The 25487-nt window shown below is 58.6% G+C and carries 28 protein-coding genes and 1 other RNA gene; 15 read left to right on the top strand and 14 right to left on the bottom strand.

Annotated features, from left to right (window positions below):
- Positions 1 to 115: 115 nt before the first annotated feature.
- Positions 116 to 1108 carry an AraC family transcriptional regulator gene (locus tag QRN38_RS14680; protein ID WP_007247332.1) on the top strand — a complete coding sequence of 331 codons (993 nt, stop codon included), beginning with the start codon at positions 116 to 118 and terminating at the stop codon, positions 1106 to 1108.
- Positions 1109 to 1211: 103 nt separating this feature from the next.
- On the opposite strand, the gene QRN38_RS14685 is transcribed toward QRN38_RS14680, so the two are convergent.
- The 4 genes from QRN38_RS14685 to QRN38_RS14700 all read right to left on the bottom strand — a co-directional run bounded on the left by QRN38_RS14685 (position 1212) and on the right by QRN38_RS14700 (position 5641).
- On the bottom strand, positions 1212 to 2441 hold the full coding sequence (locus tag QRN38_RS14685; RefSeq protein ID WP_007247331.1) for a 2-octaprenyl-3-methyl-6-methoxy-1,4-benzoquinol hydroxylase: 1230 nt from the start codon (positions 2439 to 2441) through the stop codon (positions 1212 to 1214).
- Between the two features lie 51 nt (positions 2442 to 2492).
- A complete protein-coding gene (gene ubiH / locus QRN38_RS14690; RefSeq protein ID WP_007247330.1) occupies positions 2493 to 3680 on the bottom strand; it encodes a 2-octaprenyl-6-methoxyphenyl hydroxylase in 1188 nt (395 codons plus the stop codon).
- Positions 3677 to 5011: a Xaa-Pro aminopeptidase gene (gene pepP / locus QRN38_RS14695; RefSeq protein ID WP_005765616.1), complete on the bottom strand. Its 1335-nt coding sequence runs from the start codon at positions 5009 to 5011 to the stop codon at positions 3677 to 3679. The genes ubiH and pepP overlap by 4 nt, the downstream gene beginning before the upstream one ends.
- 75 nt (positions 5012 to 5086) lie before the next feature.
- Positions 5087 to 5641 (bottom strand): YecA/YgfB family protein, encoded by a 555-nt coding sequence (locus tag QRN38_RS14700; RefSeq protein WP_005621372.1) that lies wholly within the window; start codon positions 5639 to 5641, stop codon positions 5087 to 5089.
- A 150-nt stretch (positions 5642 to 5791) separates the two neighbouring features.
- On the opposite strand from QRN38_RS14700, the gene QRN38_RS14705 reads away from it, so the two are divergent.
- The 4 genes from QRN38_RS14705 to QRN38_RS14720 all read left to right on the top strand — a co-directional run bounded on the left by QRN38_RS14705 (position 5792) and on the right by QRN38_RS14720 (position 7242).
- Positions 5792 to 6001 carry a TIGR02449 family protein gene (locus QRN38_RS14705; RefSeq protein WP_002551573.1) on the top strand — a complete coding sequence of 70 codons (210 nt, stop codon included), beginning with the start codon at positions 5792 to 5794 and terminating at the stop codon, positions 5999 to 6001.
- Entirely contained in the window at positions 5998 to 6327 is a 330-nt protein-coding gene (locus tag QRN38_RS14710) for a cell division protein ZapA (protein ID WP_003380079.1), read from the top strand. The genes QRN38_RS14705 and QRN38_RS14710 overlap by 4 nt, the downstream gene beginning before the upstream one ends.
- A gap of 30 nt (positions 6328 to 6357) precedes the next feature.
- Positions 6358 to 6536, top strand: a non-coding RNA gene (gene ssrS / locus QRN38_RS14715) — 6S RNA.
- 94 nt (positions 6537 to 6630) lie between these two features.
- Complete coding sequence (locus QRN38_RS14720) at positions 6631 to 7242, top strand: 5-formyltetrahydrofolate cyclo-ligase (protein WP_005765618.1); 612 nt, start codon at positions 6631 to 6633, stop codon at positions 7240 to 7242.
- Between the two features lie 46 nt (positions 7243 to 7288).
- On the opposite strand, the gene QRN38_RS14725 is transcribed toward QRN38_RS14720, so the two are convergent.
- Positions 7289 to 7441, bottom strand: a complete 153-nt coding sequence (locus tag QRN38_RS14725) for a hypothetical protein (protein ID WP_005765620.1) — start codon at positions 7439 to 7441, stop codon at positions 7289 to 7291.
- 193 nt (positions 7442 to 7634) lie between these two features.
- Here QRN38_RS14725 and QRN38_RS14730 point away from each other — a divergent pair, with 193 nt between their 5' ends.
- Positions 7635 to 8084: an EVE domain-containing protein gene (locus tag QRN38_RS14730; protein ID WP_005765622.1), complete on the top strand. Its 450-nt coding sequence runs from the start codon at positions 7635 to 7637 to the stop codon at positions 8082 to 8084.
- A 7-nt stretch (positions 8085 to 8091) separates the two neighbouring features.
- Here QRN38_RS14730 and QRN38_RS14735 read toward each other — a convergent pair whose 3' ends face one another.
- Positions 8092 to 8499: a flagellar basal body-associated protein FliL gene (locus QRN38_RS14735; RefSeq protein ID WP_002551568.1), complete on the bottom strand. Its 408-nt coding sequence runs from the start codon at positions 8497 to 8499 to the stop codon at positions 8092 to 8094.
- 130 nt (positions 8500 to 8629) lie between these two features.
- Between QRN38_RS14735 and QRN38_RS14740 the strand changes: the two genes are divergently transcribed.
- The 4 genes from QRN38_RS14740 (at position 8630) to QRN38_RS14755 (ending at position 13184) form a co-directional block, all read left to right on the top strand.
- Positions 8630 to 9616: an NADPH:quinone oxidoreductase family protein gene (locus tag QRN38_RS14740; RefSeq protein ID WP_007247329.1), complete on the top strand. Its 987-nt coding sequence runs from the start codon at positions 8630 to 8632 to the stop codon at positions 9614 to 9616.
- An 844-nt stretch (positions 9617 to 10460) separates the two neighbouring features.
- Positions 10461 to 12107 carry a pyocin-S2/colicin E7-DNase domain-containing protein gene (locus QRN38_RS14745; RefSeq protein WP_007247327.1) on the top strand — a complete coding sequence of 549 codons (1647 nt, stop codon included), beginning with the start codon at positions 10461 to 10463 and terminating at the stop codon, positions 12105 to 12107.
- A complete protein-coding gene (locus QRN38_RS14750) occupies positions 12104 to 12373 on the top strand; it encodes a bacteriocin immunity protein (protein ID WP_007247326.1) in 270 nt (89 codons plus the stop codon). Before QRN38_RS14745 ends, QRN38_RS14750 begins: the two co-directional genes overlap by 4 nt.
- A gap of 49 nt (positions 12374 to 12422) precedes the next feature.
- A complete protein-coding gene (locus QRN38_RS14755) occupies positions 12423 to 13184 on the top strand; it encodes a hypothetical protein (RefSeq protein ID WP_007247325.1) in 762 nt (253 codons plus the stop codon).
- A gap of 97 nt (positions 13185 to 13281) precedes the next feature.
- Here QRN38_RS14755 and QRN38_RS14760 read toward each other — a convergent pair whose 3' ends face one another.
- Both QRN38_RS14760 and QRN38_RS14765 read right to left on the bottom strand, forming a co-directional pair.
- A complete protein-coding gene (locus QRN38_RS14760) occupies positions 13282 to 13917 on the bottom strand; it encodes an energy transducer TonB (protein ID WP_007247324.1) in 636 nt (211 codons plus the stop codon).
- Entirely contained in the window at positions 13914 to 14570 is a 657-nt protein-coding gene (locus QRN38_RS14765) for an energy transducer TonB (RefSeq protein WP_007247323.1), read from the bottom strand. The genes QRN38_RS14760 and QRN38_RS14765 overlap by 4 nt, the downstream gene beginning before the upstream one ends.
- A gap of 274 nt (positions 14571 to 14844) precedes the next feature.
- Here QRN38_RS14765 and glpT point away from each other — a divergent pair, with 274 nt between their 5' ends.
- Positions 14845 to 16194, top strand: coding sequence for a glycerol-3-phosphate transporter (gene glpT / locus QRN38_RS14770; RefSeq protein ID WP_007247322.1), 1350 nt, complete (start codon positions 14845 to 14847; stop codon positions 16192 to 16194).
- Here the strand turns inward: glpT and QRN38_RS14775 are convergent, their stop codons facing one another.
- From QRN38_RS14775 to QRN38_RS14800, 6 genes are all read right to left on the bottom strand, one after another.
- On the bottom strand, positions 16195 to 16863 hold the full coding sequence (locus QRN38_RS14775; protein WP_007247321.1) for a gamma-glutamylcyclotransferase: 669 nt from the start codon (positions 16861 to 16863) through the stop codon (positions 16195 to 16197).
- A 207-nt stretch (positions 16864 to 17070) separates the two neighbouring features.
- Positions 17071 to 18039, bottom strand: a complete 969-nt coding sequence (locus QRN38_RS14780; RefSeq protein WP_005768422.1) for a CDP-6-deoxy-delta-3,4-glucoseen reductase — start codon at positions 18037 to 18039, stop codon at positions 17071 to 17073.
- Complete coding sequence (gene ubiD, locus QRN38_RS14785; RefSeq protein WP_007247320.1) at positions 18039 to 19505, bottom strand: 4-hydroxy-3-polyprenylbenzoate decarboxylase; 1467 nt, start codon at positions 19503 to 19505, stop codon at positions 18039 to 18041. The genes QRN38_RS14780 and ubiD overlap by 1 nt, the downstream gene beginning before the upstream one ends.
- Before the next feature lie 128 nt (positions 19506 to 19633).
- Entirely contained in the window at positions 19634 to 20893 is a 1260-nt protein-coding gene (gene rho / locus QRN38_RS14790) for a transcription termination factor Rho (protein ID WP_002551560.1), read from the bottom strand.
- A 231-nt stretch (positions 20894 to 21124) separates the two neighbouring features.
- Positions 21125 to 21454 (bottom strand): thioredoxin TrxA, encoded by a 330-nt coding sequence (gene trxA / locus QRN38_RS14795; protein WP_003380053.1) that lies wholly within the window; start codon positions 21452 to 21454, stop codon positions 21125 to 21127.
- A gap of 121 nt (positions 21455 to 21575) precedes the next feature.
- A complete protein-coding gene (locus QRN38_RS14800; RefSeq protein ID WP_007247319.1) occupies positions 21576 to 22280 on the bottom strand; it encodes a FadR/GntR family transcriptional regulator in 705 nt (234 codons plus the stop codon).
- A gap of 250 nt (positions 22281 to 22530) precedes the next feature.
- On the opposite strand from QRN38_RS14800, the gene QRN38_RS14805 reads away from it, so the two are divergent.
- Genes QRN38_RS14805 through QRN38_RS14820 form a run of 4 tightly spaced genes read left to right on the top strand, consistent with a single transcriptional unit; the run spans position 22531 to position 25379 of the window.
- The gene (locus QRN38_RS14805; protein WP_005768426.1) at positions 22531 to 23316 is read left to right on the top strand and encodes a transporter substrate-binding domain-containing protein; all 786 of its coding nucleotides are present in this window, start codon (positions 22531 to 22533) and stop codon (positions 23314 to 23316) included.
- Between the two features lie 29 nt (positions 23317 to 23345).
- On the top strand, positions 23346 to 24011 hold the full coding sequence (locus tag QRN38_RS14810) for an amino acid ABC transporter permease (RefSeq protein WP_007247318.1): 666 nt from the start codon (positions 23346 to 23348) through the stop codon (positions 24009 to 24011).
- Positions 24008 to 24658 carry an amino acid ABC transporter permease gene (locus tag QRN38_RS14815; RefSeq protein ID WP_032642453.1) on the top strand — a complete coding sequence of 217 codons (651 nt, stop codon included), beginning with the start codon at positions 24008 to 24010 and terminating at the stop codon, positions 24656 to 24658. The genes QRN38_RS14810 and QRN38_RS14815 overlap by 4 nt, the downstream gene beginning before the upstream one ends.
- Positions 24645 to 25379 (top strand): amino acid ABC transporter ATP-binding protein, encoded by a 735-nt coding sequence (locus QRN38_RS14820; RefSeq protein WP_005768429.1) that lies wholly within the window; start codon positions 24645 to 24647, stop codon positions 25377 to 25379. Before QRN38_RS14815 ends, QRN38_RS14820 begins: the two co-directional genes overlap by 14 nt.
- Positions 25380 to 25487 lie beyond the last annotated feature (108 nt).

Raw genomic sequence — 25487 nt, forward strand, 5'->3', positions numbered from 1 at the left:
CTTGCACAACTGTCATAAATGCTTTCATTCTCTGGCTGTGGCATTGGGCAAAGGAGTGCCCTGCGATACCTGGTCGGCGACAGTCCGACGCTGAATGCTGGAGGAGGCGCCCCGCATGCCTGAGCCAAGCAGTCTCGCCAGTTGGACCCGCGCCTTGCGCAAGCAACTCGATGCGCTGGGAGTGGACAGCCATGCGCTGTGCAGGAGCGCGGGTATCCATATGGAATCGCTGGATGACCCCGGCGCGCAATTTCCGGCCGACGCTATCGCCAGGCTTTGGCAACTGGCGGTGCACGCCAGCCTTGATCCTGCGCTGGGCTTGCGAGTCTCGCGTTTTGTCAGCCCCACAGCGTTCCATGCACTGGGCTACACGCTGGTGGCCAGCGGCTCTCTGCGCGAGGTTTTCGAGCGTATCGTGCGCTATCGGGCAATGGCTGAAGACTCGCTGGAACTGGACTTCAGAGCGGTCGGCGAGCGTTACGAGTTTCGCTTCGGCACGCCGAAATCGTGTCAGCTCCCCGCGCATGAATTGCTGGATGCATTCGCGGCCATTTACGTGCGCACTTGCCGCAGTCGGTTAGGCCGGGGTTACGCGCCCCTGTCCGTGCACCTGCAACGCCCCGCGCCTGACAATCCGCAGCCTTGGGAAGACCTGTTTCGTTCGCCAGTGATGTTCTCGGCGCAAGAGAACCTGCTGGAGTTTGGCGGCGATGATTTCGACAGCCACCTGGATGACGGCCCGATGCAGGTAAACGAGCAAAAAGCCAATGGCGACCCGTTGCCTTCGCTGATCTGGGAGCAGCGCGTGCGCTCGGCCATCGAAACCCTGCTGCCGGATGGCGAGCCGACCGCCGAAAGCATTGCTGCAGCACTACACCTGAGCACGCGCAGCCTGCATCGCCACTTGGCGGACGAGGGTTGCTGTTACGACCTGTTACTCAATCAATGCCGCCAGAACCTGGCACTGCTGCACATGAACGACCCGCAAAGCTCACTGAGCGAAATCGCCTACCTGCTGGGCTTTAGCGACACCGAAAGCCTGAGCCGCGCGTTCAAACGCTGGACCGGGCTGACACCGGGGCAGTATCGGAGTGCGTTGGGGCGGTGAGGATAATGCAGTTATCGTGCGACGCTCCGCGTCGCATGCCGTTCTGGACGCTCTGCGTCCGGCGCTGAACAGACGCAACGCCACTGGGCTTTAGATAGATGCTCTAACGAGCGTCAAGCCGTGCCAACTCCGGCAGATCGCCCGACAAACCTAAGGCTTCGCGCACGAACAGAGCCTTGGCCTCGGGCATTTGGTTGACCATTTTCAGGCCGGTATTACGCAGCCAGCGCAGTGGCAGCGGGTTGGCCTGGAACAGGCGTTCAAAGCCCTCCATCGCCGCCATCAATGCCAGGTTGTGCGGCATGCGGCGACGCTCGTAGCGGCCCAGCACGCGCAGGTCTGCCACGCGCTCGCCACGCTGCGCTGCGTGGGTCAGCACTTGCGCCAGCACCGCAGCATCCAGAAAACCCAGGTTCACGCCCTGCCCGGCCAACGGGTGAATGGTGTGCGCCGCGTCCCCAATCAGCGCGAGGCCATTGGCGACGTAGCGCTTGGCGTGACGCTGGCGCAGCGGCACGCACAGGCGCGCGTCGGCAGACAAGACCTGGCCCAGCCGGCCCTCGAACGCCTGCTCCAGCTCACGGCAGAACAGATCATCTTCCAGCACCATCAAACGCTCGGCTTCTGCTGGCGTGACCGACCAGACAATGGAACACCAGTGCTCGCCCTCACGGTCCAGCGGCAGAAACGCCAGCGGGCCGTCATCCGTGAAACGCTGCCAGGCGGTTTTCTTGTGGGAATCGGCCGTGCGCACGCTGGTGACGATGGCGTGGTGCAGGTAATCCCACTCGCGCGTCGGCGTTTCGGTCAGGCGGCGTACTGCCGAGTTAGCACCGTCGGCGGCAACCACCAGCGGCGCACGCAGCAAACGACCGTCCGCCAGCGTCAGCAACCAGTCATCGCCGGAGTGACGCATCTGCTCAAGCCGCGCGTTGGCCAGCAGGCCGATATCGCTGTCGTGCAAACGGTCGAGCAACGCATCCTGCACCACTCGGTTCTCGACGATATGGCCCAGCACGTCGGCATGCACACTAGAGGCCGAGAAGTGGATCTGCCCGGTGCCGCTGCCATCCCAGACGTGCATGTGCGCGTAAGGGCTGGTGCGTCGCGACGCGATGCCATCCCACACGCCAAGCCGCTGCAGAATGCGCTGGCTGGCCGCTGACAAGGCACTGACCCGTGGATCGAAAGTCGATTGCGGGTCAAAGGGTTTGACGCTCAGCGGCCCGCCGTCGACCACCAGCACATCAAGGCCACTGCCCTGCAAGGCCAGCGCAAGAGCACTGCCGACCATTCCGGCCCCGACAATCAACACATCTGCACGCGTTTCCATGGTCAAAGCGTTCTCGCTTGTGGCCGAAGCCCTGTATGTGAAGTGGGTGAGTCAAACATCGGATCGAGTCCCCAAACCCATTGCCTGACGGGCAAACCAACGCTTGGCGGCGGGCAAGAGGTCCAGCCCCAGCAGCCCGAGGTTGCGTCCGGTGGTGACGGCCGACTGGGTGCTGCCGAACAGCCGCGTCACCTTGTCGGAGAAACCCACGGTCAATTGCTGATCCTGACGCTGGCGCTCGCGGTAGAGCTGCAGGGTCGGCAGATCGCCGATCGGCGCGTCGCTCTCCAGCAGCGTCTGGGCCAGTGCATCGGCGTCGCGAAGGGAAAGGTTGAACCCCTGCCCGGCAATCGGGTGCAGGCTGTGCGCCGCATTGCCCAGAATCACCAGATGCGAGCGCACTTGCTCTTCGGCCTCGACCAGCGCCAACGGGTAGACATGCCGCGCGCCGACCTGACGAAGGGTGCCGAGGCGATAACCGAACACGCCTTGAAGCTCTTCCAGAAAACTGCGGTCGTCCAGCTCGGCAAGACGTTGAGTGTCGTTGCCCGGTCGCGTCCAGACCAGCGCACAGCGATTGTCCGGCAATGGCAGCAAGGCCATCGGCCCGTCGTCGGTGAAGCGCTCGAACGCCTGCCCGCAATGTGCCTCGCCCGGCGAGATGTTGGCGATCAGCGCGCTTTGATCGTAAGGCCGCTGCCGTACACCGATACCCAGTTGCTCACGCAGGCTGGAACGACCGCCATCGGCCAGCACGGCCAGATCGCATTCCAGCTCGGTTTCATCACTGAGGGTCAGGCGATAACCATCGGCCAGCGGCTGCATCTGCCTGACCTCGGCCGGCACGCGCCAACTGACCACGTCACGGTCCAGCCCAGCCCAGAGCGACTGCCCCAGCCAGGCGTTTTCCACGACATAGCCGAGCGCCGGCACACCTTCTTCAATCGCAGACAGGCGCGTAGCGCCAAAGCGGCCGCGGTCCGACACCTGAATTTGCAGAATGGGCTCGGCACGTCGGGAAATCTGCTGCCACAGGCCCAGTCGCTCGTAGATGCGCCGTGCGCCGAACGACAGCGCCGAAGAGCGCGCGTCGTAGCTGGGTTGCCAGGCATCTCCCGGGGCGAAGGGTTCGATGAGCACGATCTTCCAGCCACGCGCCTTGGCACCCGCCTGTAGCGCAAGCGCAAGGCTTGCACCGACCAACCCGCCGCCCACGATGGCAATATTGAAGCGGCTCATGCGACCTGCACCCTGGCAGCAGCCATCAACGATTCGATCTCGGCCACAGTCTTGGGCACGCCGCCGGACAGAATTTCACAGCCCTGTCGGGTTACCACAACGTCATCCTCGATTCGCACGCCAATACCTCGCCATTTCTTCGGGACTTCCAGATTGTCGGGGGATATGTAGATTCCCGGTTCGACGGTCAGCGTCATGCCAACCTCCAGTACGCGCCACTCGCCGCCGACCTTGTACTCGCCGACGTCGTGAACGTCCATGCCCAGCCAGTGCCCGGCACGGTGCATGTAAAACATCTTGTAGGCCTCACTCTCGATCAACTGATCGACATCGCCGCGCAGCAGGCCCAACTCGACCAGCCCTGCGGTAATAACCTGGACCGTCGCTTCGTGCGCCTGGTTCCAGTGCCTGTCGGGGCCGATGGCCTCGAACGCTGCGAGTTGAGACTTGAGCACCAGTTCATAAATGGCTTTTTGCTCGGGCGAAAACGTGCCGCTCACCGGAAAAGTGCGGGTGATGTCACTGGCATAACAATCGATTTCGCAGCCCGCGTCGATCAGCACCAGATCACCGTCGCGCAAGACAGCATCGTTCTGCTGGTAATGCAGGATGCAACTGTTGCGACCTGAGGCGACGATGGAGCCGTAGGCCGGCATCTTCGAGCCGCCCTTGCGGAACTCGTAATCCAGCTCGGCTTCAAGGCTAAACTCGTGCAGACCGGCACGGCAGGCCTGCATCGCCCGCACATGGGCCCGCGCCGAGATGTCTGCGGCGCGGCGCATGACTTTGACTTCCGCCGCCGACTTGTAGAGGCGCATGTCATGCAGCAGGTGGTCCAGCGCAACGAATTCCTTGGGCGGCTGGGCACCGAGGTGCGCCTTGGAGCGAATCACGTTGATCCAGTCCATCAGGTGCCGGTCGAATTCGGGGTTGCTGCCCATCGCCGAATACACCCGGTCACGGCCTTCGATCAGCCCCGGCAGAATTTCGTCGATGTCGTTGATCGGGAAAGCATCATCCGCACCGAAATCGCGAATCGCACCTTCCTGCCCGGCGCGCAAGCCATCCCACAATTCACGCTCGGGATTGCGCTCACGGCAGAACAACACGTACTCGCCATATTCGCGTCCGGGAATCAGCACCACCACCGCTTCCGGCTCGGGAAAGCCGCTCAGGTACTGAAAGTCGCTGTCCTGCCGGTAAACATGCTCGACATCACGATTACGAATCGCCACCGCAGCGGCCGGCAGAATAGCGATGCTGTTCGGCTCCATCTGCGCCATCAGGGCCTTGCGACGGCGGGCGTATTCGGCCTTCGGAATCTGGGTCATGGGCAGCGGGAGTCCTGATGAAGTCCACCGGACCGGGCAGTTGCCAACCCGGGCCGGCGTCGCAGTGATGGGCTATCAGTGCAGGGAAGGCTTGGGTTGCGGCTCGGCAGGCTCGTTGAACTCGGTGAACAGCAGCAGCGGCGCAACACGCATGTATTCCATGACTTCCATGTAGTCGGTCTCGCCGTCCTCGGACTCTTCCAGCGCGTCCTGCACTTGGGCGATGGCAGCCAGGTCTTCGAGCACGGCTTTCGCTTCGCTGCCCAGAACCTTGTCGCCGATGGCCAGGCCAAAGCCTGCGAGGAAACCCTGACACCACTGGCCCAGCGCGGCGGCGCGCTCGGTGAGCGGCTCATCATCGCCCGGCAGCAACAGCACGACGGTCATGTCATCGCCGGTGAGTTCGCCCTTGACCATCTCTTGCAGGCCGACAAGCGCTGCACGAATGTTGTCTTGCGGCTCGGTTTCCAGCAGCATCGAGGCGTCGGCGAACCAGCCTTCGTTATCGAAGCCGGCACCCGCGCAACTGCGGCCCAACAGCAGGCCGTGCAGTTCGGCAGGGGATACTTTATGGCCACCGCTATTGAGCAGGGTGGCGAACGCTTTGTACGGAGAATTCTGAATGGGCATGGGTAGCTAGTCGCCAAACGGCGCAATGTCTAGAATGAAGGCCTTGTATCCTAGACTATCCGCGCGACAAGATCACCCGGACGGCGGTTCGAGCTTGAGGATAAGCATCGCTCCCCCTGCCATTCATCAGAAAGTATTCAGTGGAAAACAATGGAAGACACCGACCTGCAAGCGCTGATGAAACGTGTGGAGCTGCTCCTGAAGTACGCCGAGCAACTTAAAGGCCAAAACGCACTCCTATTAGCTCAGGAAAAGACCTGGCGCGAGGAACGCGCCCAACTCATTGAAAAAAACGAAATCGCCCGGCAGAAGGTCGAGTCAATGATTTCGCGCCTCAAAGCCCTGGAGCAAGACTCATGAGCAATGGCAACAGCGTCACCGTTCAGATCCTCGACAAGGAATACTCGATCATCTGCCCTCAGGAAGAGCGCACCAACCTGGTCAGCGCCGCCCGTTATCTGGACGGCAAGATGCGTGAAATCCGCAGCAGCGGCAAAGTCATCGGTGCCGATCGCATCGCCGTCATGGCCGCCCTCAACATCACTCACGACTTGCTGCACAAGGAGCATCTGCCTGACGTGCAGAGCAGCGGCTCGACCCGCGAACAGGTCCGCGATCTGCTCGACAAGGTCGATCTGGTGCTGGCCACAGACACGCCCGGCACACCGGACTCAACTCGGGGCTGATTATTGCGGGGCATTTCTGTATACTCGCGCTGCTCCCTGGAGTGCTTGCCAGTCGGTCATGTCCCTGAGCCGATACGCACAACCACGGGGGTTGCACGTTGGGGTTGGTGTGCATGTCCGCTCGACGGAAAGCCTTAAAACCTCCTGCAATCTCCACCTTGAACTTTCGGGTTCAAGGGCTACACCGACAGCGGTTCGTCGGGGAGTCCATATTCGGTCAGTTGCCAGCCCTGTTTTCTGGCAACGACGACCCCGTTAAAGCTTCAACCTCCTTTCCGGATTAGCCTGCATGACCTCCTGCTCATGATCAGCGCACAGTCACTTACACGTCCGCAATTGCGCCGCCAGCTACGCAAGGCACGCAGAGTGCTCACTCGCAGCCAGCAACGCGCAGCCGCCCGCGGCCTCTACCAGCAGTTGGCGCAACACCCGCTGTTTCGACGCGCCCGTCACGTCTCCCTGTACCTGCCGATGGACGGCGAGATCGACCCGCGCCTGTTGCTGCGCGAAGCACAGCGTCGCGGCAAGGCAACTTACCTGCCGGTGCTCAACGCATGGCCACGCACCCGCATGGTTTTCCAGCGTGTACGTCCCGGCGAGAAATTCATCCCCAATCGCTTTCGCATTCCCGAACCGCGCATCAATCGCACGAAGCAACGCCCTGTGTGGGCACTCGACTTGGTGCTGATGCCGCTGGTGGGTTTCGATGACGAAGGCGGTCGCCTGGGCATGGGTGGCGGCTTCTACGACCGCAGCCTGGCGTATCTGGCGCGCAGAAAAACCTGGCGCAAACCGGTGCTGCTGGGCTTGGCTCATGAGTGTCAGAAAGTGGATCGACTGGCGCAGGCCAGTTGGGATGTACCGCTACAGGGCACGGTATCGGACAAGCAATGGTATTTGACGCAGAGGCTCTGATCGTTTCAGCCCGTCAGGCGCTCGACGATCAGAGTAGAAACAGGGCTCAATGCCTGCCGGGGACTTTTTGCTGTTGCTGGGTAATCTCGACGGGAGCGTCATCCTTGCTGGTCCACAAGCTCTGTGCATAACCGGTCGTCACAACACCCAAGCCAAACAAAACAACCAGAATCCAGAGTAAATCAGGCTTGCGTTTCATTGACTGCCCTCCTTAGGCAAATCAATACGATGTCAGCATCGGTTTTGTAGAGGCCGTGCAGCAGCGTGGAGCTTTAAAGGCCGGCATTTTGCGGTAACGTGAACCAGTACGCAAATAGTGGCGCGAACCGATTGTCGGTTTGTCATCAAACTGTTCGTAATACCGTAAAATTTTTGTCTCTGGAGTGAGCACAATGGCCTATTGGCTGATGAAGTCAGAGCCTGACGAATTCTCGATCAGCGACCTGCAACGACTGGGCAAAGCGCGCTGGGACGGCGTGCGCAACTATCAGGCGCGTAATTTTCTGAGAACCATGGCAGAGGGCGACGAATTCTTTTTCTACCATTCCAGTTGCCCGGAACCGGGAATTGCCGGTATCGGCAAAATCGTCAAAACGGCTTACCCAGACCCCACCGCACTGGACCCCGACAGCCATTATCACGATGCCAAGGCCACTACCGAGAAAAACCCGTGGAGTGCCCTCGATATCGGGTTTGTGGATATCTTCAAGAACGTACTGGGGCTGGGTTATCTGAAACAGCAAAGCCAGCTTGAGCAACTGCCTCTGGTGCAAAAAGGCAGCCGACTGTCAGTCATGCCAGTTACCGCCGAACAATGGGCGGCGATCCTGGCACTGCGCTGACAGAGACTTACTGAACGATGAAGTTATTGAACAGCAAGTCTTCGACAATCGGCTTGCCTTCTTCATCATTCATGACGCGCTGAACCTGCTTGAGCGCTTCCTGACGAATGTTTTCCTTCGCTTCTGCGCTGCTCATCGAATCAACCGTCTGCTGAGTAAACAGCGACACCAGTTGATTGCGGATCAAGGCGTCATTGCGCTTCACCGCCGCCTCGGCATCGGCACCGGTTACGCGCAAGGCGATGTCTGCCTTGTAGACGCGCAGCTTGGGGCCGCCATCCAGCGCGTAGTTGCCCACGAACGGCGGCGTCAGCGACACATAAGCCGCTTTGGGTGGGCCACCTTCTTCCTTGGCCTCTTCCTGCGCCATGACAGGCAATGACAAGGCCAGCAATACCAGAATCCACGCTTTCACAGTCCACTCCTTAATACGGTTTGCCACGTAGCTTACAGCTTATGTGTGCTTATCAGGCAGGGCCATGCTTGTTGACCCGGGAACCCGCTTAACTGACTTTATCGGCCATTACCGGAAAAGGAATAGCCCGATGAAAGCCCTGTTATGCAAAGCCTTCGGTCCTGCCAGCACGCTGGTGCTGGAAGACGTGCCCAGCCCCGAGATCAAAAAGAACGAAATCCTCCTTGATGTGCACGCTGCCGGGGTCAACTTCCCTGACACGTTGATCATAGAAGGCAAATACCAGTTCAAACCACCCTTCCCCTTCTCACCGGGTGGCGAGGCCGCAGGCGTGATAGCGGCCGTCGGGGAAAACGTCAGCCACCTGAAACCCGGCGACCGCGTGATGGCCCTTACCGGCTGGGGCAGCTTTGCCGAGCAGGTCGCCGTGCCTCACTACAACGTATTGCCGATCCCGGAAAGCATGGACTTCACCACCGCCGCTGCATTCAGCATGACTTACGGCACCTCCATGCACGCCCTCAAACAACGCGCCAACCTGCAACCCGGCGAAACCCTGCTGGTGCTCGGTGCATCCGGCGGCGTGGGTCTGGCCGCCGTGGAAATCGGCAAAGCCCTCGGCGCCCGCGTCATCGCCGCCGCCAGCAGCGCAGAAAAACTCGAAGTGGCCAGAAACGCCGGCGCAGACGAACTGATCAACTACAGCGAAACCAGCCTCAAGGACGAAGTAAAGCGCCTCACCAACGGCAACGGCGCCGACGTGATCTACGACCCGGTCGGCGGCGACCTCTTCGACCAGGCCATCCGCGCCATCGCCTGGAACGGCCGCCTGCTGGTCGTCGGCTTCGCCAGCGGCCGCATTCCGGAACTGCCCGTCAATTTGGCCCTGCTCAAGGGCGCCTCGGTGGTTGGCGTGTTCTGGGGCTCGTTTGCGCAGCGACAACCGCAAGATAATGCGGCGAACTTCACGCAGTTGTTTGCATGGTTTGAAGAAGGGAAGTTGAAGCCGCTGGTATCGACGATTTATCCACTGGAAAGGGCTGGGGAGGCGATTGATTTGTTGGGTGGGCGTTTGGCTGTGGGGAAGGTGGTGGTGTTGGTTGGCAAGACTGCCTGAAACTCACTCAAAAACATGCGAAATTACCTGACATGTGGGAGCGAGCCGGGCGACGCTTCGCTTGCTCGCGAAAGCGTATTTACAAGGCAACAAAACCCTTTCGCTCCAATGCTCGCTCATGCATTTCTGGACACTGTGCATCAAATGCGTCATGGCGCGAATGGTGACGCGGAGCCCCACGAAACGCATTCCTACTGACGAGTTCGGAACGAAAGGTGTCTGTGAGATCTTCACCGGCTGCACTGACCTCTTCGTGAGCAAGCTCACTCCCACAAGTACGCGGCGCTCACGATGTCCGTGACTGACGCTTTGTGCGCGCTGAGAAAAAAACCTCATACTGCTCGCGTCGCCTTCTTTATTGGAAAGTAAGCACGGAAAACATATAAACCACTCAGCATCATTAAATAATCACAGCGACCTTATTTCTGACTTAAAAACTGCAAATCTACCAGACAATATAAATCAGAAAAATACCAAATTATCCATACATAATTATGACCTTTTAGAAAAAAGCCTTTGTTAGCCTATCGCCATACAAACAAAAGGAAATTGTATGAGCGATAATATGAGTAACGATGATCCTCCTGAAAAAAATATATATGTCACTGAAGGCAACGATAATAAACCTGGAAAGACAGGATCAGATGGAAACCAGAATGGATTTGGCCAAGGCTCCGGGAACGGTTCTGGTGGTGGTTTTGGTGGCTTAGGCAATAAAGGAGCCAGAAGGGCAGCGCTCGCTCGTGCCCGCGCAAAAAAGGAAGCCAAGGCTTTAGCTCGGCGGCAAGAAGCGGAACAAGCAGCTCACCAACTAAGGTTACAGGCTGAGGCACAGGCCCAGGCAATGGTAGAAGCCGCCGAGCGAGAACGTATTGAAGCGCAAGTACGTGCACAGGCCGAAAAGGATCAGGCCCATCGACTGGCTCTTGAAGCGCTGACAAATGCCTATCCGTCGTTACAATCTGGATTTGCACAAAACTATTTACTAGCTTCTGCATCGCTGCCGAATACTCTTCAAAAAGAAATAGCGCCGGATCATGACCTGAATGTTGATTACCCAAGCGACAAGCAGGCTCTTAAACTGATACTTCAGAAGAAAACCCGCGTCAACTACTTACTCACAACCAAGCAGCCGTTACTGGAAGAACGTCGCACTCAGGCTCTGAGTCTGACCGGTCAAGAACCTGAACATGCTACACAAAAAGACCACCTGAACTATCTGGTGCACTACAGCCAGGGGGATCCTCAACGTGTGCAGCAGGCCCATGAAGCGTGGGTAAACGCTTTATCTCAAACCTACGAAGCAAAGCTGCTTGCCGATTCGATCACGCTGCTCAATGAGCAATCAGCAGCGCTGTCCATGCGTCATGCTGAATTGTCGCTGGCCAACAAGGCGGCGAGTCAGCATGCGGAGCGGGCATCAGGACGACAGGCCGCTGGCATCGACACGCTGTGGTCAGCTGTTGCCCCCGCTGCAACCACCACTGCAGCATCGGGCATCAGAACCATTGCGACCAACATCGTGAAAGACCAACTCGTCAGGGTTGCGACCAGAACGCTGGGCAGCAATCTGGTCACGTTGTTGGCGATGTATCCACAACCGTTGGGCGACTCAGAGCTGCCGCCTGCTGTGATCGCCACACCTCTGTCGCAGCTCAACCTGCCACCGCATATCGATCTGCAATACCTTGCCAGCGTCAAAGGCACGCTGGATGTGCCTCATCGACTGACGTCCCACGAAGCAGGAACGAACGGCGCTGCACGCTGGGTAGCTGCGGATGGTGTGAAAGTTGGTACCAAGGTTCGCGTAAGAACTTTCACCTATAACGCACTGAACAATTCCTACGAATTTATCCGAGACGGAGAGTCCACACCGGCACTGATATGGACGCCAATAGCACAACCGGCGGACAGTTCCACAAGCTCACCCGCAGGGCCACCCGCGTTGCCGAAAGATCCAGGCAACGTGGTGACACCTTTTGTACCCGAGCTTGAAGCTTACCCGGCGATTGATAGAGATGATCCTGATGATTACATTCTCATCTCACCCATTGATTCCGGGCTGCCGAACACCTACCTGCTGTTCAAGGACCCAAGGTCCATTCCGGGAGTTGCGAGTGGGTTTGGTGAGGTTGTGACAGCTACCTGGCTGAGAGGATCGTTGGCAAGCCAACCAGCACCGATTCCTTCCAGTATTGCGGAAAAGCTGAGTGGGCGACCATTCGCAAGCTTTGACAAGTTAAGGGAAGCGATCTGGTTAGAAGTATCCAGAGACCCGGAATTGAGCCGACGTCTTGGGGAATTAAGCCGTATGGAGATATCAGATAAACGTGCACCTCTTGTCATGGCAGCAGATCGAGTAGGTAAACGTGTGAAGTATGAAATCCATCACAAGCACTGGATCAGCGAAGGCGGAGCAGTTTACGATCTCGACAATTTGGTAATCATGACGCCCAAAGACCACATCCAAGCTCACAGGAAAAACCAATGAATCTCAAATCCCAATTGAGCGACTATACCGAAGCTGAGTTCATGGAAATCCTGAACGAACTTTTTAATGGCGTAAGCGCGACCAGAGAAAATGCTGAAGAATACGTCATTAGACTTATCGACCACATTGCAGAGGTGAGTGAACATCCAGAAAAATCAGACTTATTGTGTTATCCACCCGAAGGCCGAGAGGATAGCGCTGCCGGAGTCATGAAAGAAATCAAAGAATGGCGAGCTAAAAATGGCAAGCCTGGATTCAAAAGCTAAATACCCAACACGCCATTGGCGTGACACTATACAAAAAGGGAAATCACCCATGGAAGAACTACGTCATCACCTGCAGCAATTACCTGGCGATCTACAAGCCGAGATTTCGGCTCACGTCGGCGACTGGGGCGGGATGAACTATATAGAAATAACTGACAAACACCTGCATGCCGTCAACCTTCTGATTAGCACTAAGCGAGCACTTCTGCTACCGGAACATATCGAGTTTGCCCAACGTTGGACCCAGGATGATACGCGCATCAGTCCGGGGAATGGCGGTATTGTAGATTTGGTAGCCGAAATCAGATCTTTCATGGAAAGCATTCGCTTTTTAGAAGAGCTCAAAGCTAACCTTGAGTCGTTATACCCTCGAGTCAAGGAGCAAATCAAAGAAGAGGAACGCCAGCGCGCTGAACGCCTTGCCCAAGAAGCCGCACACCGCCAAGCCGAAGAAGCAGCGCGCGCAAGAGCCGAGGCTGAAGCGGCAGCGCGACGACTCGCGGAAGAACAAGCTGCGCAGCAACGGGCCATAGAGGCTGCGTTACAACTGGCACAACGCCAGATTGAAGAAGCCGAACGCGCACTGGCGCAACGCCAAGCCGAGGAAGCGCGCACGAGAGAGGTGGAGTCCCGTCGCGCAGTTGAAGTGACATACGGGCCAGAAGCCTCGCGAGAAATCGATGATGCGATCAAAGTACTGAGAGGCACTATCGAAATCGCGATCACAGACTTCTCGAACGCGATCAACCCTCACGGCGCGCTCGACATGAGCCGGCTCGAAACGATTCAGAATATGAGCACTACTCACTAATCTCTCGTGACAAGGCCGGGGCCAAGGCGATGATGCCTTGGCCCCGGCACTGTGCATCAAGTGGAACTGATGCAAGCCTTCAAAACAAACCAGACTGTTACAAAGCACTCCTCACATTCTCCGGCAAATAATCCACGTACCTGCGCGTCGGATTCTTTTGACATTGAGCGACAATACTCGGCACCGCCTCCAGCAGTTCAAGAACCAGTGCCTGACGCTTGTCCAGGGTGAGGAATTGCTCTATGACCGGACCGCTCGACAGGTACAGCTCTGTTCGCATTATCACGTCCGGCTTGATGTCCTTGCGCCATTTGCGACCCTCGAACATTTCCATATTCAACTGCCAGCACAACTCCTGCTTCAGCTCGGCATTGGATGTCAGCGGCGGGTTGGTGTGTGGTCGCCCTGTGAAGGTAAACGTGACTGTAACTGCTTCGCCATCGGGATGAGAGTCCGGTGGCTCCCAGGGTTCGAAGGTCCATTGTTCAACAGCACTTCGGGTCAAGCTGATGAACCTCGGATCAGTTGCCCCCCGCACTTCAAGAAAGCGCACGCCTCCGTCGGCCTGAATGAAAATCCTGACGGTGACACTGTTTTTTACCAAGGTATGACGCATCGACGCCGGATAGTCCGGCTCCGGCATATACAACGGCACCGGGTACGACGGCAATGACTGTGCGACCCCCGCCCAAAGCAGCCCCGCAAGCACAATCACACTCAGCCCGCGGCTCATTCGCTGCCCTCAGCCAGCCCCACCATCAACACCCTCACCGGCGCAGGCAGGTAATCCCCGTACCGGTGGTCAGGGTTGCTTCGGCAGTTGCTCACCACTGTCGGTATCGCTGCACCCAGTTGTTCCAGCAACGCTTTGCGCTCAGGTTCAGTGCGTTGGTGCGCAACATGGCTGCCGAACAAGGCTTGCCCGGTGTAGGAAAACACGTCGACCTTACTCAGCGGTTCCTTGGGATAGTCCTGGCGGGCGGATTTCACTTCGTGGTTGAGGTAGCCGCAACGGATGTTGCCGAGGCCGACGGTGACTTCGGTGTTGAAACGCCGATAGCCGTGGGAGCCGAAAATCACCGGGACGGTGATTGTGGCCAGCGGTGGTGCGCCAACGGTGCCGATCCAGGGCTTGTAGCGCCATTGGCGGAGCGTTTGCTCTACCGCTTCGGTGAGCTGCGGGTGGCCGCTCTCGATGGCCCTGACTTCGCGGATCTGGCCGTCGGACTTTATCCACAGTTGCGCCCGAACCTTGCCGGCGTAGCGGGTCTTGATCAGCTCGGCGGGAAAAACCGGTGTCGGCGTGTGCATCGGCACCAGAAATGACTCGGCTGCGCTGACAGGCAGGGCCAATGCTGCTGCAATCATGAACGCGGAAATTCTCATTGTTGTATGGGCTCATTGTCTTGATGCGCCCCGTTGGCGCAATGACGAGGATGGTAAAAGGCTGCCGGCCGGCCAGTCAGCGCGCGACTTCCGACAGGCCTGTAGGAGTAATCCCAAACGCTTGAAACACATACAAACATTCGCCAAATGTTCATAAAAGAACAGGCAAACGTCCGCATTTCCTACAAAAAATCAGCCCGGAGGCACTGCTTTTTTCTGTAATGAAAATGTAATATTCGCATTCGCAAAAACAACAATAATCAGGAGCTTCTCCATGTTCGGGTTTTTCCGCCCCGCCAGGCACCAGGCACCCCTCCCCGAAGAAAAAGTCGATAGCACCTATCGACGCCTGCGCTGGCAGATTTTCGCAGGCATCTTTATCGGTTACGCCGGCTACTATTTGCTGCGCAAGAATTTCTCGCTGGCGATGCCGTATCTGATCGACGAAGGCTACACGCGCGGCCAACTGGGCGTGGCGATGTCTGCCATTGCGATTGCCTACGGCTTGTCAAAATTCCTCATGGGGATCATTTCCGATCGATCCAACCCGCGTTACTTTCTGCCGTTCGGCCTGCTGGTGTCTGCCGGGATCATGTTCATCTTCGGCTTCGCGCCGTGGGCGACGTCCAGTGTCACGATCATGTTCATGCTGCTGTTCATCAATGGCTGGGCACAGGGCATGGGTTGGCCGCCGAGCGGGCGGACGATGGTGCATTGGTGGTCGCAGAAAGAGCGCGGCGGTGTTGTGTCGGTGTGGAACGTGGCGCACAACGTCGGCGGCGGCCTGATCGGTCCGCTGTTTCTGCTGGGTATGGGCTGGACCAACGACTGGCATGCAGCGTTCTATGTGCCGGCGGCAGTTGCGCTGCTGGTGGCGGTATTCGCCTTCGCCACGATGCGTGACACTCCGCAATCGGTGGGTTTGCCGCCCATCGAGCACTACAAGAACGATTACCCGGAAGGCTACGATGAGAGCCACGAGGAAGAATTCAGCGCTCGGGAAATCTTCGTCAAGTACGTGCTGCGCAACAAATTCCTGTGGTACATCGCCATGGCCAACGTGTTCGTTTACCTGCTGCGCTACGGCGTGCTGGACTGGGCTCCGACCTACCTGAAAGAAGCCAAGCACTTCACGGTCGACAAGACCTCATGGGCTTACTTTCTGTACGAGTGGGCAGGTATTCCGGGCACGCTGCTGTGCGGCTGGATGTCGGACAAGATCTTCAAGGGCAATCGCGGCCTGACCGGCATGGTGTTCATGTTTCTGGTGACCATCGCCACGCTGGTGTATTGGCTGAACCCTGAAGGCAACCCGACCGTCGACATGATCGCGCTGGTGTCCATCGGCTTCCTGATCTACGGCCCGGTGATGCTGATCGGCTTGCAGGCACTGGAACTGGCCCCCAAGAAGGCGGCGGGCACGGCAGCGGGCTTTACCGGGCTGTTCGGCTATCTGGGCGGCTCTGTCGCGGCGAGCGCTGCGATGGGCTACACGGTTGACCACTTCGGTTGGGATGGCGGCTTCGTGCTGCTGATCGGCGCGTGCATCCTGGCGATGGTGTTTCTTGCGCCAACGCTGCGGCACAAACAGGTCGCCAGTACGTCCCGCGACATCAAACGCTGATCACGCAATCTCTGACTTGCAGCGTTCGAGCCGCGCCTCCAGATTCAGGTCTGGCATGGCGTGGCTACGCAGCGCCTTGGCGGTCTGTTCCACGTAATCGCGAGTGGTCCCGTAACGTCCGCTCGCGCTGGCCAGCACCTGGCTGAGCACGCTGTCTGGCAGGTTGCCCGCATAGCTGGGCAAATGCCGCTCCAGCACGAACCCCAATGCCTGTACCTTTCGGCCGTCCTCAAGGCGGCAGTTGAGCCAGTGCGGCCGGTATGAGGGATAAGGCATTTCGCGCTCCCACAAAGCCAGCAGCGACTTCTCGAGGCAATCATCCGGCAGCCGATAGGCGAAACCGGTGCATGAGCCGCCGCGGTCCAGCCCGAATACCAGGCCGGGTACTTCCGGCGTGCCGCGATGTTCGTGCGACCAAAGGTAAAGCCCGCGGTGATAACCGTGCACCCGGCCGCGCTGGCTCTCTACGGCGGTGCACTCGGGACGCCAGATCAGCGACCCGTAAGCGAACAGCCAGACCGGACCGCCCTTATGGCGACGCATGGTGGCGCTCATGGATGCGAGCAGTTGCTCGCGGGTAAGCTGTGGGCCCATGTCGATGATGGGCGGGTACGTCAGACCGAGGCCGTCATGCACTGCAGCGGCCAACTCGTTGATTGGGTTCTCCATTTGCCTCCCTGACAGTCTGGCTGTCAGTTTTTACCGAGCCCCGCTGACTCGCTCATGGGTGAGCGGCATCAGGGTGTCGTGGTTCGGTTGTTGCTACAGACCACAGGCCTGTCTTTTCAAAAAGGCATCTGGCGACTCGTGACATCGCCAGAAGCTATAAGCAGTTGTAGCAATTTACACTCCAGTTATACAGCCGTCAGTCCGGCATCACGGACGTGGTGCGTAGGCAAACACGTCTGCGCGCATTTGATGCGCATCCATACCGGCACTGACAAGCGCGTCCAGCGTCCCGTAGATCATTGCCGGCGAACCGCTGGCGTACACGTGAACCGCCGAGAGATCCTTGATGTCCTCGCAAACTGCCTCGTGCAGCAGGCCGCAGCGCCCTTCCCAACCGCACAGATCGCTGACGACCTTGTGCAGGAATAGGTTCGGCAGGGTTGCCCACTCATCCCAGTGGCTGACCTGGTAAAAATCCTCGGGGCGACGCACGCCCCAGTACAGGTGCACAGGATGACTAAAGCCTGTGGAGCGACAGTGTTCCAACAAACTGTTCATTTGCGCCATGCCCGTACCGGCAGCGATCAGCACCAAAGGCCCGTTCGGCAACTCGGCAAGGTGGGTGTCGCCAAACGGCAGTTCGACCCGCGCCATTTTGTTGCGTTGCAGTTGTTCGATAAGGCTGCGTGCGCTGTCTTCGCGGGCCAGCACGTGCAGCTCCAGCTCACGACCGCTGTGCGGTGCTGATGCGATGGAAAACGCCGACTTCTCGCCGTTCTCCCGCTCGATCATCAGGTACTGCCCGGCGTGATAGCGCGGCGGTTTGCCGGCCGGCGCGCGCAGGCCCACACGCCAGACGTCGCCACCGATCTCGACACACTCGCTCAACTGGCAGGCAAAACTGCGTACCGGCAGTTCACCTTTGGCCAGCACGCCATCCCACAGCACGACGCACGCTTCCAGCGGTTCGGCCACACACGTATGAATCTCGCCGTGGTCGAGCACCTGCCCCGACTGCATGACCCGGCCTTCGACCAGCAAGGCCGAGCAGACATGGCAGTTACCGTTGCGACAGCTTTGCGGGCATTCATGGCCCAGCCGCTGTGCAGCATCCAGAATCCGCTCGCCCGGCAGGGTTTCGAGTACCGCACCCGAGGGCTGCAAGGTTACACGCATCAGTCTATTCCCAACTGAGTCCAGATCTCGTCCACCCGGCGCGTGGTGGCTTCGTCCTTGACGATCGCCCTGCCCCATTCGCGGGTGGTTTCCCCTGGCCATTTGTTAGTGGCATCCAGGCCCATTTTTGATCCCAATCCAGACACCGGAGAGGCAAAATCGAGGTAATCGATGGGCGTGTTGTCGATCATGACCGTGTCGCGCTTGGGGTCCATGCGGGTGGTGATGGCCCAGATCACGTCATTCCAGTCACGCGCATTGATGTCGTCATCGGTGACGATCACAAATTTGGTGTACATGAACTGGCGCAGGAACGACCAGACGCCCAGCATCACGCGCTTGGCATGGCCGGGGTACTGTTTCTTGATGGTCACCACCGCCATGCGGTAAGAGCACCCCTCGGGCGGCAGGTAGAAATCGACGATTTCCGGAAACTGCTTCTGCAGAATCGGCACGAACACTTCGTTCAGCGCCACACCCAGGATAGCCGGCTCGTCCGGTGGACGCCCGGTGTAGGTGCTGTGGTAGATCGGCTTGATGCGGTGGGTGATGCGCTCGACGGTGAGCACCGGAAAGCTGTCGACTTCGTTGTAATAACCGGTGTGATCGCCGTAGGGGCCTTCGTTGGCCATCTCGCCCGGATGAATCACGCCCTCAAGCACGATTTCGGCACTGGCTGGCACTTGCAGGTTGCTGCCACGGCACTTGATCAGCTCGGTGCGCGAGCCACGCAGTAGCCCGGCGAAGGCGTATTCGGACAGGCTGTCGGGCACCGGCGTCACGGCACCGAGAATGGTCGCCGGGTCCGCGCCCAGTGCGACGGCCACCGGATAAGGCTCGCCAGGATGCTTGACGCACCAGTCGCGGAAGTCCAGCGCGCCACCGCGATGGCTGAGCCAGCGCATGATGATCTTGTTGCGGCCGATGACCTGCTGGCGATAAATACCGAGGTTCTGCCGCTCCTTGTTCGGGCCTTTGGTCACGGTCAGGCCCCAGGTGATCAGCGGCGCGACATCGCCCGGCCAGCAGGTCTGCACCGGCAACATGCCGAGATCGACGTCATCACCGTCGATGACGATCTCCTGGCAGGGTGCATCCTTGACGACCTTGGGCGCCATGGCGATGACTTTGCGGAAGATGGGCAGCTTGGACCAGGCATCTTTCAGGCCTTTGGGCGGCTCGGGCTCCTTGAGAAACGCAAGCAACTTGCCGATTTCGCGCAGCTCGGTGACGGCTTCCGCGCCCATGCCCATGGCCACGCGCTCCGGCGTGCCGAACAGGTTGCCCAGCACCGGAATATCAAAGCCAACCGGGTTTTCAAACAGCAGGGCCGGGCCTTTGGCGCGCAAGGTACGGTCACAGATTTCAGTCATTTCCAGCACAGGCGAGATCGGCATCTGAATGCGTTTCAACTCTCCGCGCTGCTCCAACTGCTGCACGAAATCCCTTAGATCTTTGAATTTCATTAACCCGGCCATTTATCCAAATAGACGCACATCGTACCTGCTCCCGCCCTCCAAGGCAGCAAATCCACGGCGCACAGGCAAAAAAAATGGTGCCCCGAAGGACACCATTTTTTGAGCCAGCCTGTCTGTTACTTGCGTTTCATGGACAGGAAGAACTCGTCGTTGGTCTTGGTCTGCTTGAGCTTGTCGATGAGGAACTCGATAGCCGCGACTTCGTCCATCGGGTGCAGCAGCTTGCGCAGGATCCACATGCGCTGCAACTCGTCATCAGCGGTCAACAGCTCTTCGCGGCGTGTGCCGGAGCGGTTGATGTTGATGGCCGGGAACACGCGCTTCTCGGCGATCTTGCGATCCAGAGGCAGCTCCATGTTGCCCGTACCCTTGAACTCTTCGTAGATGACTTCATCCATCTTCGAACCGGTTTCAACCAGTGCGGTGGCGATGATAGTCAGCGAGCCGCCTTCTTCGATGTTTCGCGCAGCACCGAAGAAACGCTTTGGCTTTTCGAGTGCGTGAGCGTCGACACCACCGGTCAGTACCTTGCCGGAGCTCGGGATGACGGTGTTATAGGCGCGCGCCAGACGGGTGATGGAGTCGAGCAGGATAACGACGTCTTTCTTGTGCTCGACCAGGCGCTTGGCCTTTTCGATCACCATTTCGGCAACCTGTACGTGACGGGTTGGCGGTTCGTCGAATGTCGAGGCAACCACTTCGCCGCGCACGGTGCGCTGCATTTCGGTCACTTCTTCCGGGCGCTCGTCGATCAACAGAACGATCAGATGCACTTCCGGGTTGTTACGCGTGATGTTCGACGCGATGTTCTGCAGCATGATGGTCTTGCCCGCTTTTGGCGGAGCAACGATCAGACCACGCTGACCTTTACCGATCGGTGCACACAGATCGATCACACGACCGGTAAGGTCTTCGGTGGAACCGTTACCGGCTTCCATCTTCATGCGGATCGTCGGGAACAGCGGCGTCAGGTTTTCGAACAGAATCTTGTTCTTGGCGTTTTCAGGACGATCGTAGTTGATCGTGTCGACCTTGAGCAGAGCGAAATAACGCTCACCTTCCTTGGGTGGACGGATCTTGCCAACGATGGTGTCGCCGGTACGCAGGTTGAAACGGCGGATCTGGCTAGGGGAGACGTAGATGTCATCCGGGCCGGCCAGGTAGGACGCGTCTGCAGAGCGCAGGAAACCGAAGCCGTCCTGGAGAATCTCCAGCACGCCATCACCGGATATTTCCTCGCCACTTTTGGCGTGCCGTTTAAGCAGGGAAAAAATGACGTCCTGCTTACGCGAACGGGCCATATTTTCGATGCCAGCCTGTTCGGCCATTTCGAGCAATTCGGTAATCGGCTTTTGCTTGAGTTCAGTCAGATTCATATGGGGAATGACGTAATCATGTATGGAGGGGGAAATTAAGCTTTTGGCTTAATGAGGCCGCGCCGCAGAAAAGGCGACAGGATCGCGTACTAAATCGAAAGGAGAGCGTCGGCGACGGCTAGCAGGGGGCAACGGAGAAGCCGTTGCGGGGCCGAATGTACCACCTGATTTTCCAGGCGTCTAGTACGACACCCGAAAAAAACCCCGCTATTTGCGGGGCTTTGAAGTGCTTCAGATGTTGGCGTCGAGAAACGCGGCCAGCTGCGACTTCGACAGAGCGCCCACTTTGGTCGCTTCGACGTTGCCATTCTTGAACAGCATCAGCGTCGGGATACCACGCACGCCATGCTTGGCCGGGGTTTCCTGATTTTCGTCGATGTTCAGTTTGGCAATGGTCAGTTTGCCGGCATAGGTAGTTGCAATTTCGTCCAGTACCGGGGCAATCATCTTGCACGGGCCACACCACTCAGCCCAGTAATCAACAAGTACAGCACCATCAGCCTTGAGTACGTCGGCTTCAAAGCTGGCGTCGGTGACGTGTTTGATCAGGTCGTTGCTCATGGAAGTCTCCGAGGTCATAGGCTAAAAACGACGCTCATCATAGCGGGCCTCAAGTCATTCAGGAAGCGAAGGTTCATTGACTCTGGCTATGATGGCGCATGACGGGCGTTATCACGGGCTTTCAGCCAGAGGGCGAAACGAACACGATACCGGTGCGCAGCGCTGCGCCTCGTATGTGCTCCTGCATGGCTTTTTGCGCAGGCCCCGACGCATGGCGGGCCAGCGCGCGAAGGATCTTGCGGTGTTCTTGCCAGGTTTCCATAACCCTGGCCGCGCGTATGAACGGCATTTTCTGGCTTTCCAGAAAAATATCGGCGCCTGCGGTGACGATCCCCAGCATGGCCTGATTGCCACTGGCGACCAGAATATGCCGATGAAACTCGAAATCCAGCCTGGCCGCCGCCTCGAAATCTCCGCTGCGCAACTCCAGGCGCATGGCTTCGACGTTGTCTTCCAGCACGTCGCGCTCGTCGGCGGTCAGGGTCACGGCGGCCAGCCCCGCAGCGAAACCTTCCAGGGCATAACGCAACTGGAAGGTATCAGCAGGTGAAACCTGAGCGTCGAACGGCCAGGAAAATCCGCCCGTGCGCTGTTCTGGTTCAGAAATCGACTGCACGAACACGCCTTTACCGGGCTGAACGCTGACCACGCCCAACGCGCTGAGCGATGAAAGAGCTTCGCGCAGCGATGCACGACTGACCCCCAGCAAAACCGCCAGATCGCGCTGCGACGGCAGGCTTTCGCCAGGCTTGTACCCTTGCTCGGCAATCAACTTGCGAATGGCCCGCAGGGCTGATTCGGGTACTGCGAGTGAAGTGTTCGGCATCACTGTTCAGGCCAGTCAGTCCAGTAAAAATCCCTTTTAACGTCATCCCGTCGATTGGGCAAGCGACGCCCAGCGCTGGGGCGGCCGGGGCTTGAGGCGCGCCAAAGCAGGGCGTGCGCGCCGCCAACTGGTCAGACCAGTAAGACCGTAATCATGCTGAAAACCCCGAGTTGTGGCGCGTAACGAGTGGATGGCATGCGCTGTGCACTGGAGACTGACCAACATCTTTCGTTTCGCCCGGAGACTTCACATGACCAAGCGTTACAGCGCCCTGCTTACTGCCTTGTTTGCCAGTCTGATGTTGAGTCAGACACCCGCCCACGCCAACGGCCTGGACGACGTTGTAGCGCGCGGCACCTTGAAGGTGGCCGTTCCGCAGGATTTCCCGCCCTTTGGCTCGGTCGGCCCGGACATGAAGCCACGCGGCCTGGACATCGACACAGCGCAATTGCTGGCCGACAGGCTGAAGGTCAAGCTGGAACTGACGCCGGTCAACAGCACCAACCGCATTCCGTTTCTGACCACCGGCAAGGTTGATCTGGTGATCTCAAGCCTGGGCAAGAACCCGGACCGCGAGAAAGTCATCGATTTCTCCCGCGCGTATGCACCGTTCTACCTGGCTGTGTTCGGCCCGCCTGATTCTCCGGTCAAGGACATCGCTGACCTGAAAGGCAAGACCATCAGTGTTACCCGTGGCGCGATCGAAGACATCGAACTGTCGAAAGTTGCACCGGAAGGCGCAACCATCAAACGTTTCGAGGACAACAATTCGACAATCGCCGCCTACCTGGCCGGTCAGACCGACCTGATCGCCAGCGGTAACGTGGTGATGGTCGCAATCAGCGAGCGCAACCCGAAGCGCATTCCAGCGCTGAAGGTGAAGCTCAAGGATTCGCCTGTTTATGTCGGCTTGAACAAAGGCCAGCCGGAACTGCTGAGCAAGGTCAACGAGATCCTCAACGCCGCCAAGGCTGACGGTACGCTGGAAAAAGCGTCCGTGACCTGGCTGAAGGAACCGCTGCCCGCCGATCTCTGATCACCGCTTTCCGGTCACAGGATTCACCAATGGCTTATCACTTCGACTTTACACCGGTCCTGCAGAACATTGATGTGCTGTTGCGCGGGGCTTTGTTCACGCTGGAACTGACTGCCATTGGCACCCTGCTGGGTGTCAGCCTCGGTATTGTCGGCGCCGTCGTCAGGGCCTGGAAGATCCAGCCCTTTGCGACGATCTTAGCGATCTACGTCGAGCTGATCCGTAATACGCCGTTTCTGGTTCAGCTGTTCTTCATTTTCTTCGGTCTGCCATCGCTGGGCGTGCAGATCTCGGAATGGCAGGCGGCCGTGCTGGCGATGGTGATCAACCTGGGCGCTTACTCGACAGAAATCATTCGGGCAGGCATTCAGGCGATTCCCAAAGGGCAGCTTGAAGCCTCGGCAGCGCTGGCGATGAATCGCTATGAAGCCTTTCGCTATGTGGTGCTGGTCCCGGCGCTGGGCAAGGTCTGGCCGGCGCTGAGCAGCCAGATCATCATCGTCATGCTGGGCTCGGCGGTCTGCTCGCAGATTGCCACCGAAGAACTGAGCTTCTTTGCCAACTTCATTCAGTCGCGCAACTTCCGCTCGTTTGAAACCTACATTGTGACCACGCTGATCTACCTGGCGATGGCGCTGTTGATCCGCCAGCTGCTGGCCTGGATCGGGCGTCGTTACATTTCGAGGAGCAGCTGATGGATTTCACTCTCTGGGACATCCTGCGCAACCTGCTGATCGGCCTGCAATGGACCCTGGCCCTGTCGCTGGTGGCCTTTATCGGCGGCGGTTTGATCGGCTTGCTGGTGATGGTCATGCGCACGTCGGAAAAATCCGGCCCGCGCGTGACCGCCAAGCTTTATATAGAACTGTTTCAGGGCACACCGCTGCTGATGCAGCTGTTTCTGGTGTTCTTCGGGGTCGCCCTGATGGGCATGGACATTTCGCCGTGGGCTGCTGCGGCCCTGGCGCTGACGCTGTTCACCAGCGCCTACCTCGCCGAGATCTGGCGCGGCTGCGTGGAGTCGATCTCCAAGGGCCAGTGGGAAGCTTCGGCCAGCCTGGCGATGACGCCACTGGAACAGATGCGCTACGTGATCCTCCCTCAAGCGCTGCGCATCGCGGTTGCCCCGACGGTCGGCTTCTCCGTACAGGTGGTCAAAGGCACAGCAGTAACTTCGATCATCGGTTTTACCGAGCTGACCAAGACCGGCAGCATGCTGGCCAACGCCACGTTCGAACCTTTCATGGTCTATGGCTTCGTTGCCTTGGGCTATTTCATCCTCTGCTACCCCTTGTCGCTGTGCGCGCGCCATCTGGAAAGGAGACTGCATGCCTCTGCTTAGAATTTCCGCCCTGCATAAATACTATGGCGATCATCACGTCCTCAAAGGCATCGATCTTTCGGTCGAGGAAGGCCAGGTGGTGGCGATCATCGGTCGCAGCGGCTCGGGTAAAAGCACCCTGCTGCGCACGCTCAACGGGCTGGAGTCGATCAACGACGGCGTGATTGAAGTCGATGGCGAATACCTGGACGCGGCACGCGCCGATCTGCGCACCCTGCGCCAGAAGGTCGGCATGGTGTTTCAGCAGTTCAATCTGTTCCCGCACCTGAGCGTTGGCGAGAACGTGATGCTTGCGCCGCAGGTCGTGCAGAAGGTGCCAAAAGCGGAAGCCGCGAAACTGGCGAGAACGATGCTGGAGCGTGTCGGGCTGGGCGAGAAGTTCGATGCATACCCGGATCGCCTGTCTGGCGGGCAACAGCAACGTGTGGCAATAGCCCGCGCGCTGGCCATGTCGCCCAAAGTGTTGCTGTGCGACGAGATCACCTCGGCGCTGGACCCGGAGCTGGTCAACGAAGTGCTCAGCGTCGTGCGTCAATTGGCGGCGGACGGCATGACCCTGATCATGGTCACCCACGAAATGCGCTTCGCCCGTGAAGTGGGCGACAAACTGGTGTTCATGCATCAGGGCAAGGTGCATGAAGTCGGCGACCCGAAAGTACTGTTCGCCAACCCGAAAACTCCGGAACTGGCGAATTTCATCGGGACAACGGAACAGGCGTGACACGCAGCACTTTCAAGACCGGACGCAGAGCGTCCAGAACGGCATGCGACGCGGAGCGTCGCACGATGGTCGAGATTATCGTTGCTCACGCGCCAGCCCAGACACCTA

The sequence above is a fragment of the Pseudomonas sp. CFBP2511 genome (assembly GCF_030209255.1).
In the GTDB taxonomy this organism is placed as follows: domain Bacteria; phylum Pseudomonadota; class Gammaproteobacteria; order Pseudomonadales; family Pseudomonadaceae; genus Aquipseudomonas; species Aquipseudomonas avellanae.

Excerpts from the sequence above, each read along its gene's own strand:
- QRN38_RS14775 (WP_007247321.1), bottom strand. The coding sequence starts at position 16,863 with ATGGAGAACCCAATCAACGAGTTGGCCGCTGCAGTGCATGACGGCCTC.
- QRN38_RS14760 (WP_007247324.1), bottom strand. The coding sequence starts at position 13,917 with ATGAGCCGCGGGCTGAGTGTGATTGTGCTTGCGGGGCTGCTTTGGGCG.
- QRN38_RS14750 (WP_007247326.1), top strand. The coding sequence starts at position 12,104 with ATGAATCTCAAATCCCAATTGAGCGACTATACCGAAGCTGAGTTCATG.
- QRN38_RS14810 (WP_007247318.1), top strand. The coding sequence starts at position 23,346 with ATGGCTTATCACTTCGACTTTACACCGGTCCTGCAGAACATTGATGTG.
- QRN38_RS14740 (WP_007247329.1), top strand. The coding sequence starts at position 8,630 with ATGAAAGCCCTGTTATGCAAAGCCTTCGGTCCTGCCAGCACGCTGGTG.
- QRN38_RS14765 (WP_007247323.1), bottom strand. The coding sequence starts at position 14,570 with ATGAGAATTTCCGCGTTCATGATTGCAGCAGCATTGGCCCTGCCTGTC.
- rho (WP_002551560.1), bottom strand. The coding sequence starts at position 20,893 with ATGAATCTGACTGAACTCAAGCAAAAGCCGATTACCGAATTGCTCGAA.
- ubiH (WP_007247330.1), bottom strand. The coding sequence starts at position 3,680 with ATGAGCCGCTTCAATATTGCCATCGTGGGCGGCGGGTTGGTCGGTGCA.
- QRN38_RS14800 (WP_007247319.1), bottom strand. The coding sequence starts at position 22,280 with ATGCCGAACACTTCACTCGCAGTACCCGAATCAGCCCTGCGGGCCATT.
- trxA (WP_003380053.1), bottom strand. The coding sequence starts at position 21,454 with ATGAGCAACGACCTGATCAAACACGTCACCGACGCCAGCTTTGAAGCC.
- pepP (WP_005765616.1), bottom strand. The coding sequence starts at position 5,011 with ATGACCCAGATTCCGAAGGCCGAATACGCCCGCCGTCGCAAGGCCCTG.
- QRN38_RS14745 (WP_007247327.1), top strand. The coding sequence starts at position 10,461 with ATGGTAGAAGCCGCCGAGCGAGAACGTATTGAAGCGCAAGTACGTGCA.
- QRN38_RS14805 (WP_005768426.1), top strand. The coding sequence starts at position 22,531 with ATGACCAAGCGTTACAGCGCCCTGCTTACTGCCTTGTTTGCCAGTCTG.
- QRN38_RS14755 (WP_007247325.1), top strand. The coding sequence starts at position 12,423 with ATGGAAGAACTACGTCATCACCTGCAGCAATTACCTGGCGATCTACAA.
- QRN38_RS14680 (WP_007247332.1), top strand. The coding sequence starts at position 116 with ATGCCTGAGCCAAGCAGTCTCGCCAGTTGGACCCGCGCCTTGCGCAAG.
- QRN38_RS14730 (WP_005765622.1), top strand. The coding sequence starts at position 7,635 with ATGGCCTATTGGCTGATGAAGTCAGAGCCTGACGAATTCTCGATCAGC.
- QRN38_RS14820 (WP_005768429.1), top strand. The coding sequence starts at position 24,645 with ATGCCTCTGCTTAGAATTTCCGCCCTGCATAAATACTATGGCGATCAT.
- QRN38_RS14720 (WP_005765618.1), top strand. The coding sequence starts at position 6,631 with ATGATCAGCGCACAGTCACTTACACGTCCGCAATTGCGCCGCCAGCTA.
- QRN38_RS14725 (WP_005765620.1), bottom strand. The coding sequence starts at position 7,441 with ATGAAACGCAAGCCTGATTTACTCTGGATTCTGGTTGTTTTGTTTGGC.
- QRN38_RS14705 (WP_002551573.1), top strand. The coding sequence starts at position 5,792 with ATGGAAGACACCGACCTGCAAGCGCTGATGAAACGTGTGGAGCTGCTC.
- QRN38_RS14700 (WP_005621372.1), bottom strand. The coding sequence starts at position 5,641 with ATGCCCATTCAGAATTCTCCGTACAAAGCGTTCGCCACCCTGCTCAAT.
- ubiD (WP_007247320.1), bottom strand. The coding sequence starts at position 19,505 with ATGAAATTCAAAGATCTAAGGGATTTCGTGCAGCAGTTGGAGCAGCGC.
- QRN38_RS14685 (WP_007247331.1), bottom strand. The coding sequence starts at position 2,441 with ATGGAAACGCGTGCAGATGTGTTGATTGTCGGGGCCGGAATGGTCGGC.
- glpT (WP_007247322.1), top strand. The coding sequence starts at position 14,845 with ATGTTCGGGTTTTTCCGCCCCGCCAGGCACCAGGCACCCCTCCCCGAA.
- QRN38_RS14710 (WP_003380079.1), top strand. The coding sequence starts at position 5,998 with ATGAGCAATGGCAACAGCGTCACCGTTCAGATCCTCGACAAGGAATAC.
- QRN38_RS14780 (WP_005768422.1), bottom strand. The coding sequence starts at position 18,039 with ATGCGTGTAACCTTGCAGCCCTCGGGTGCGGTACTCGAAACCCTGCCG.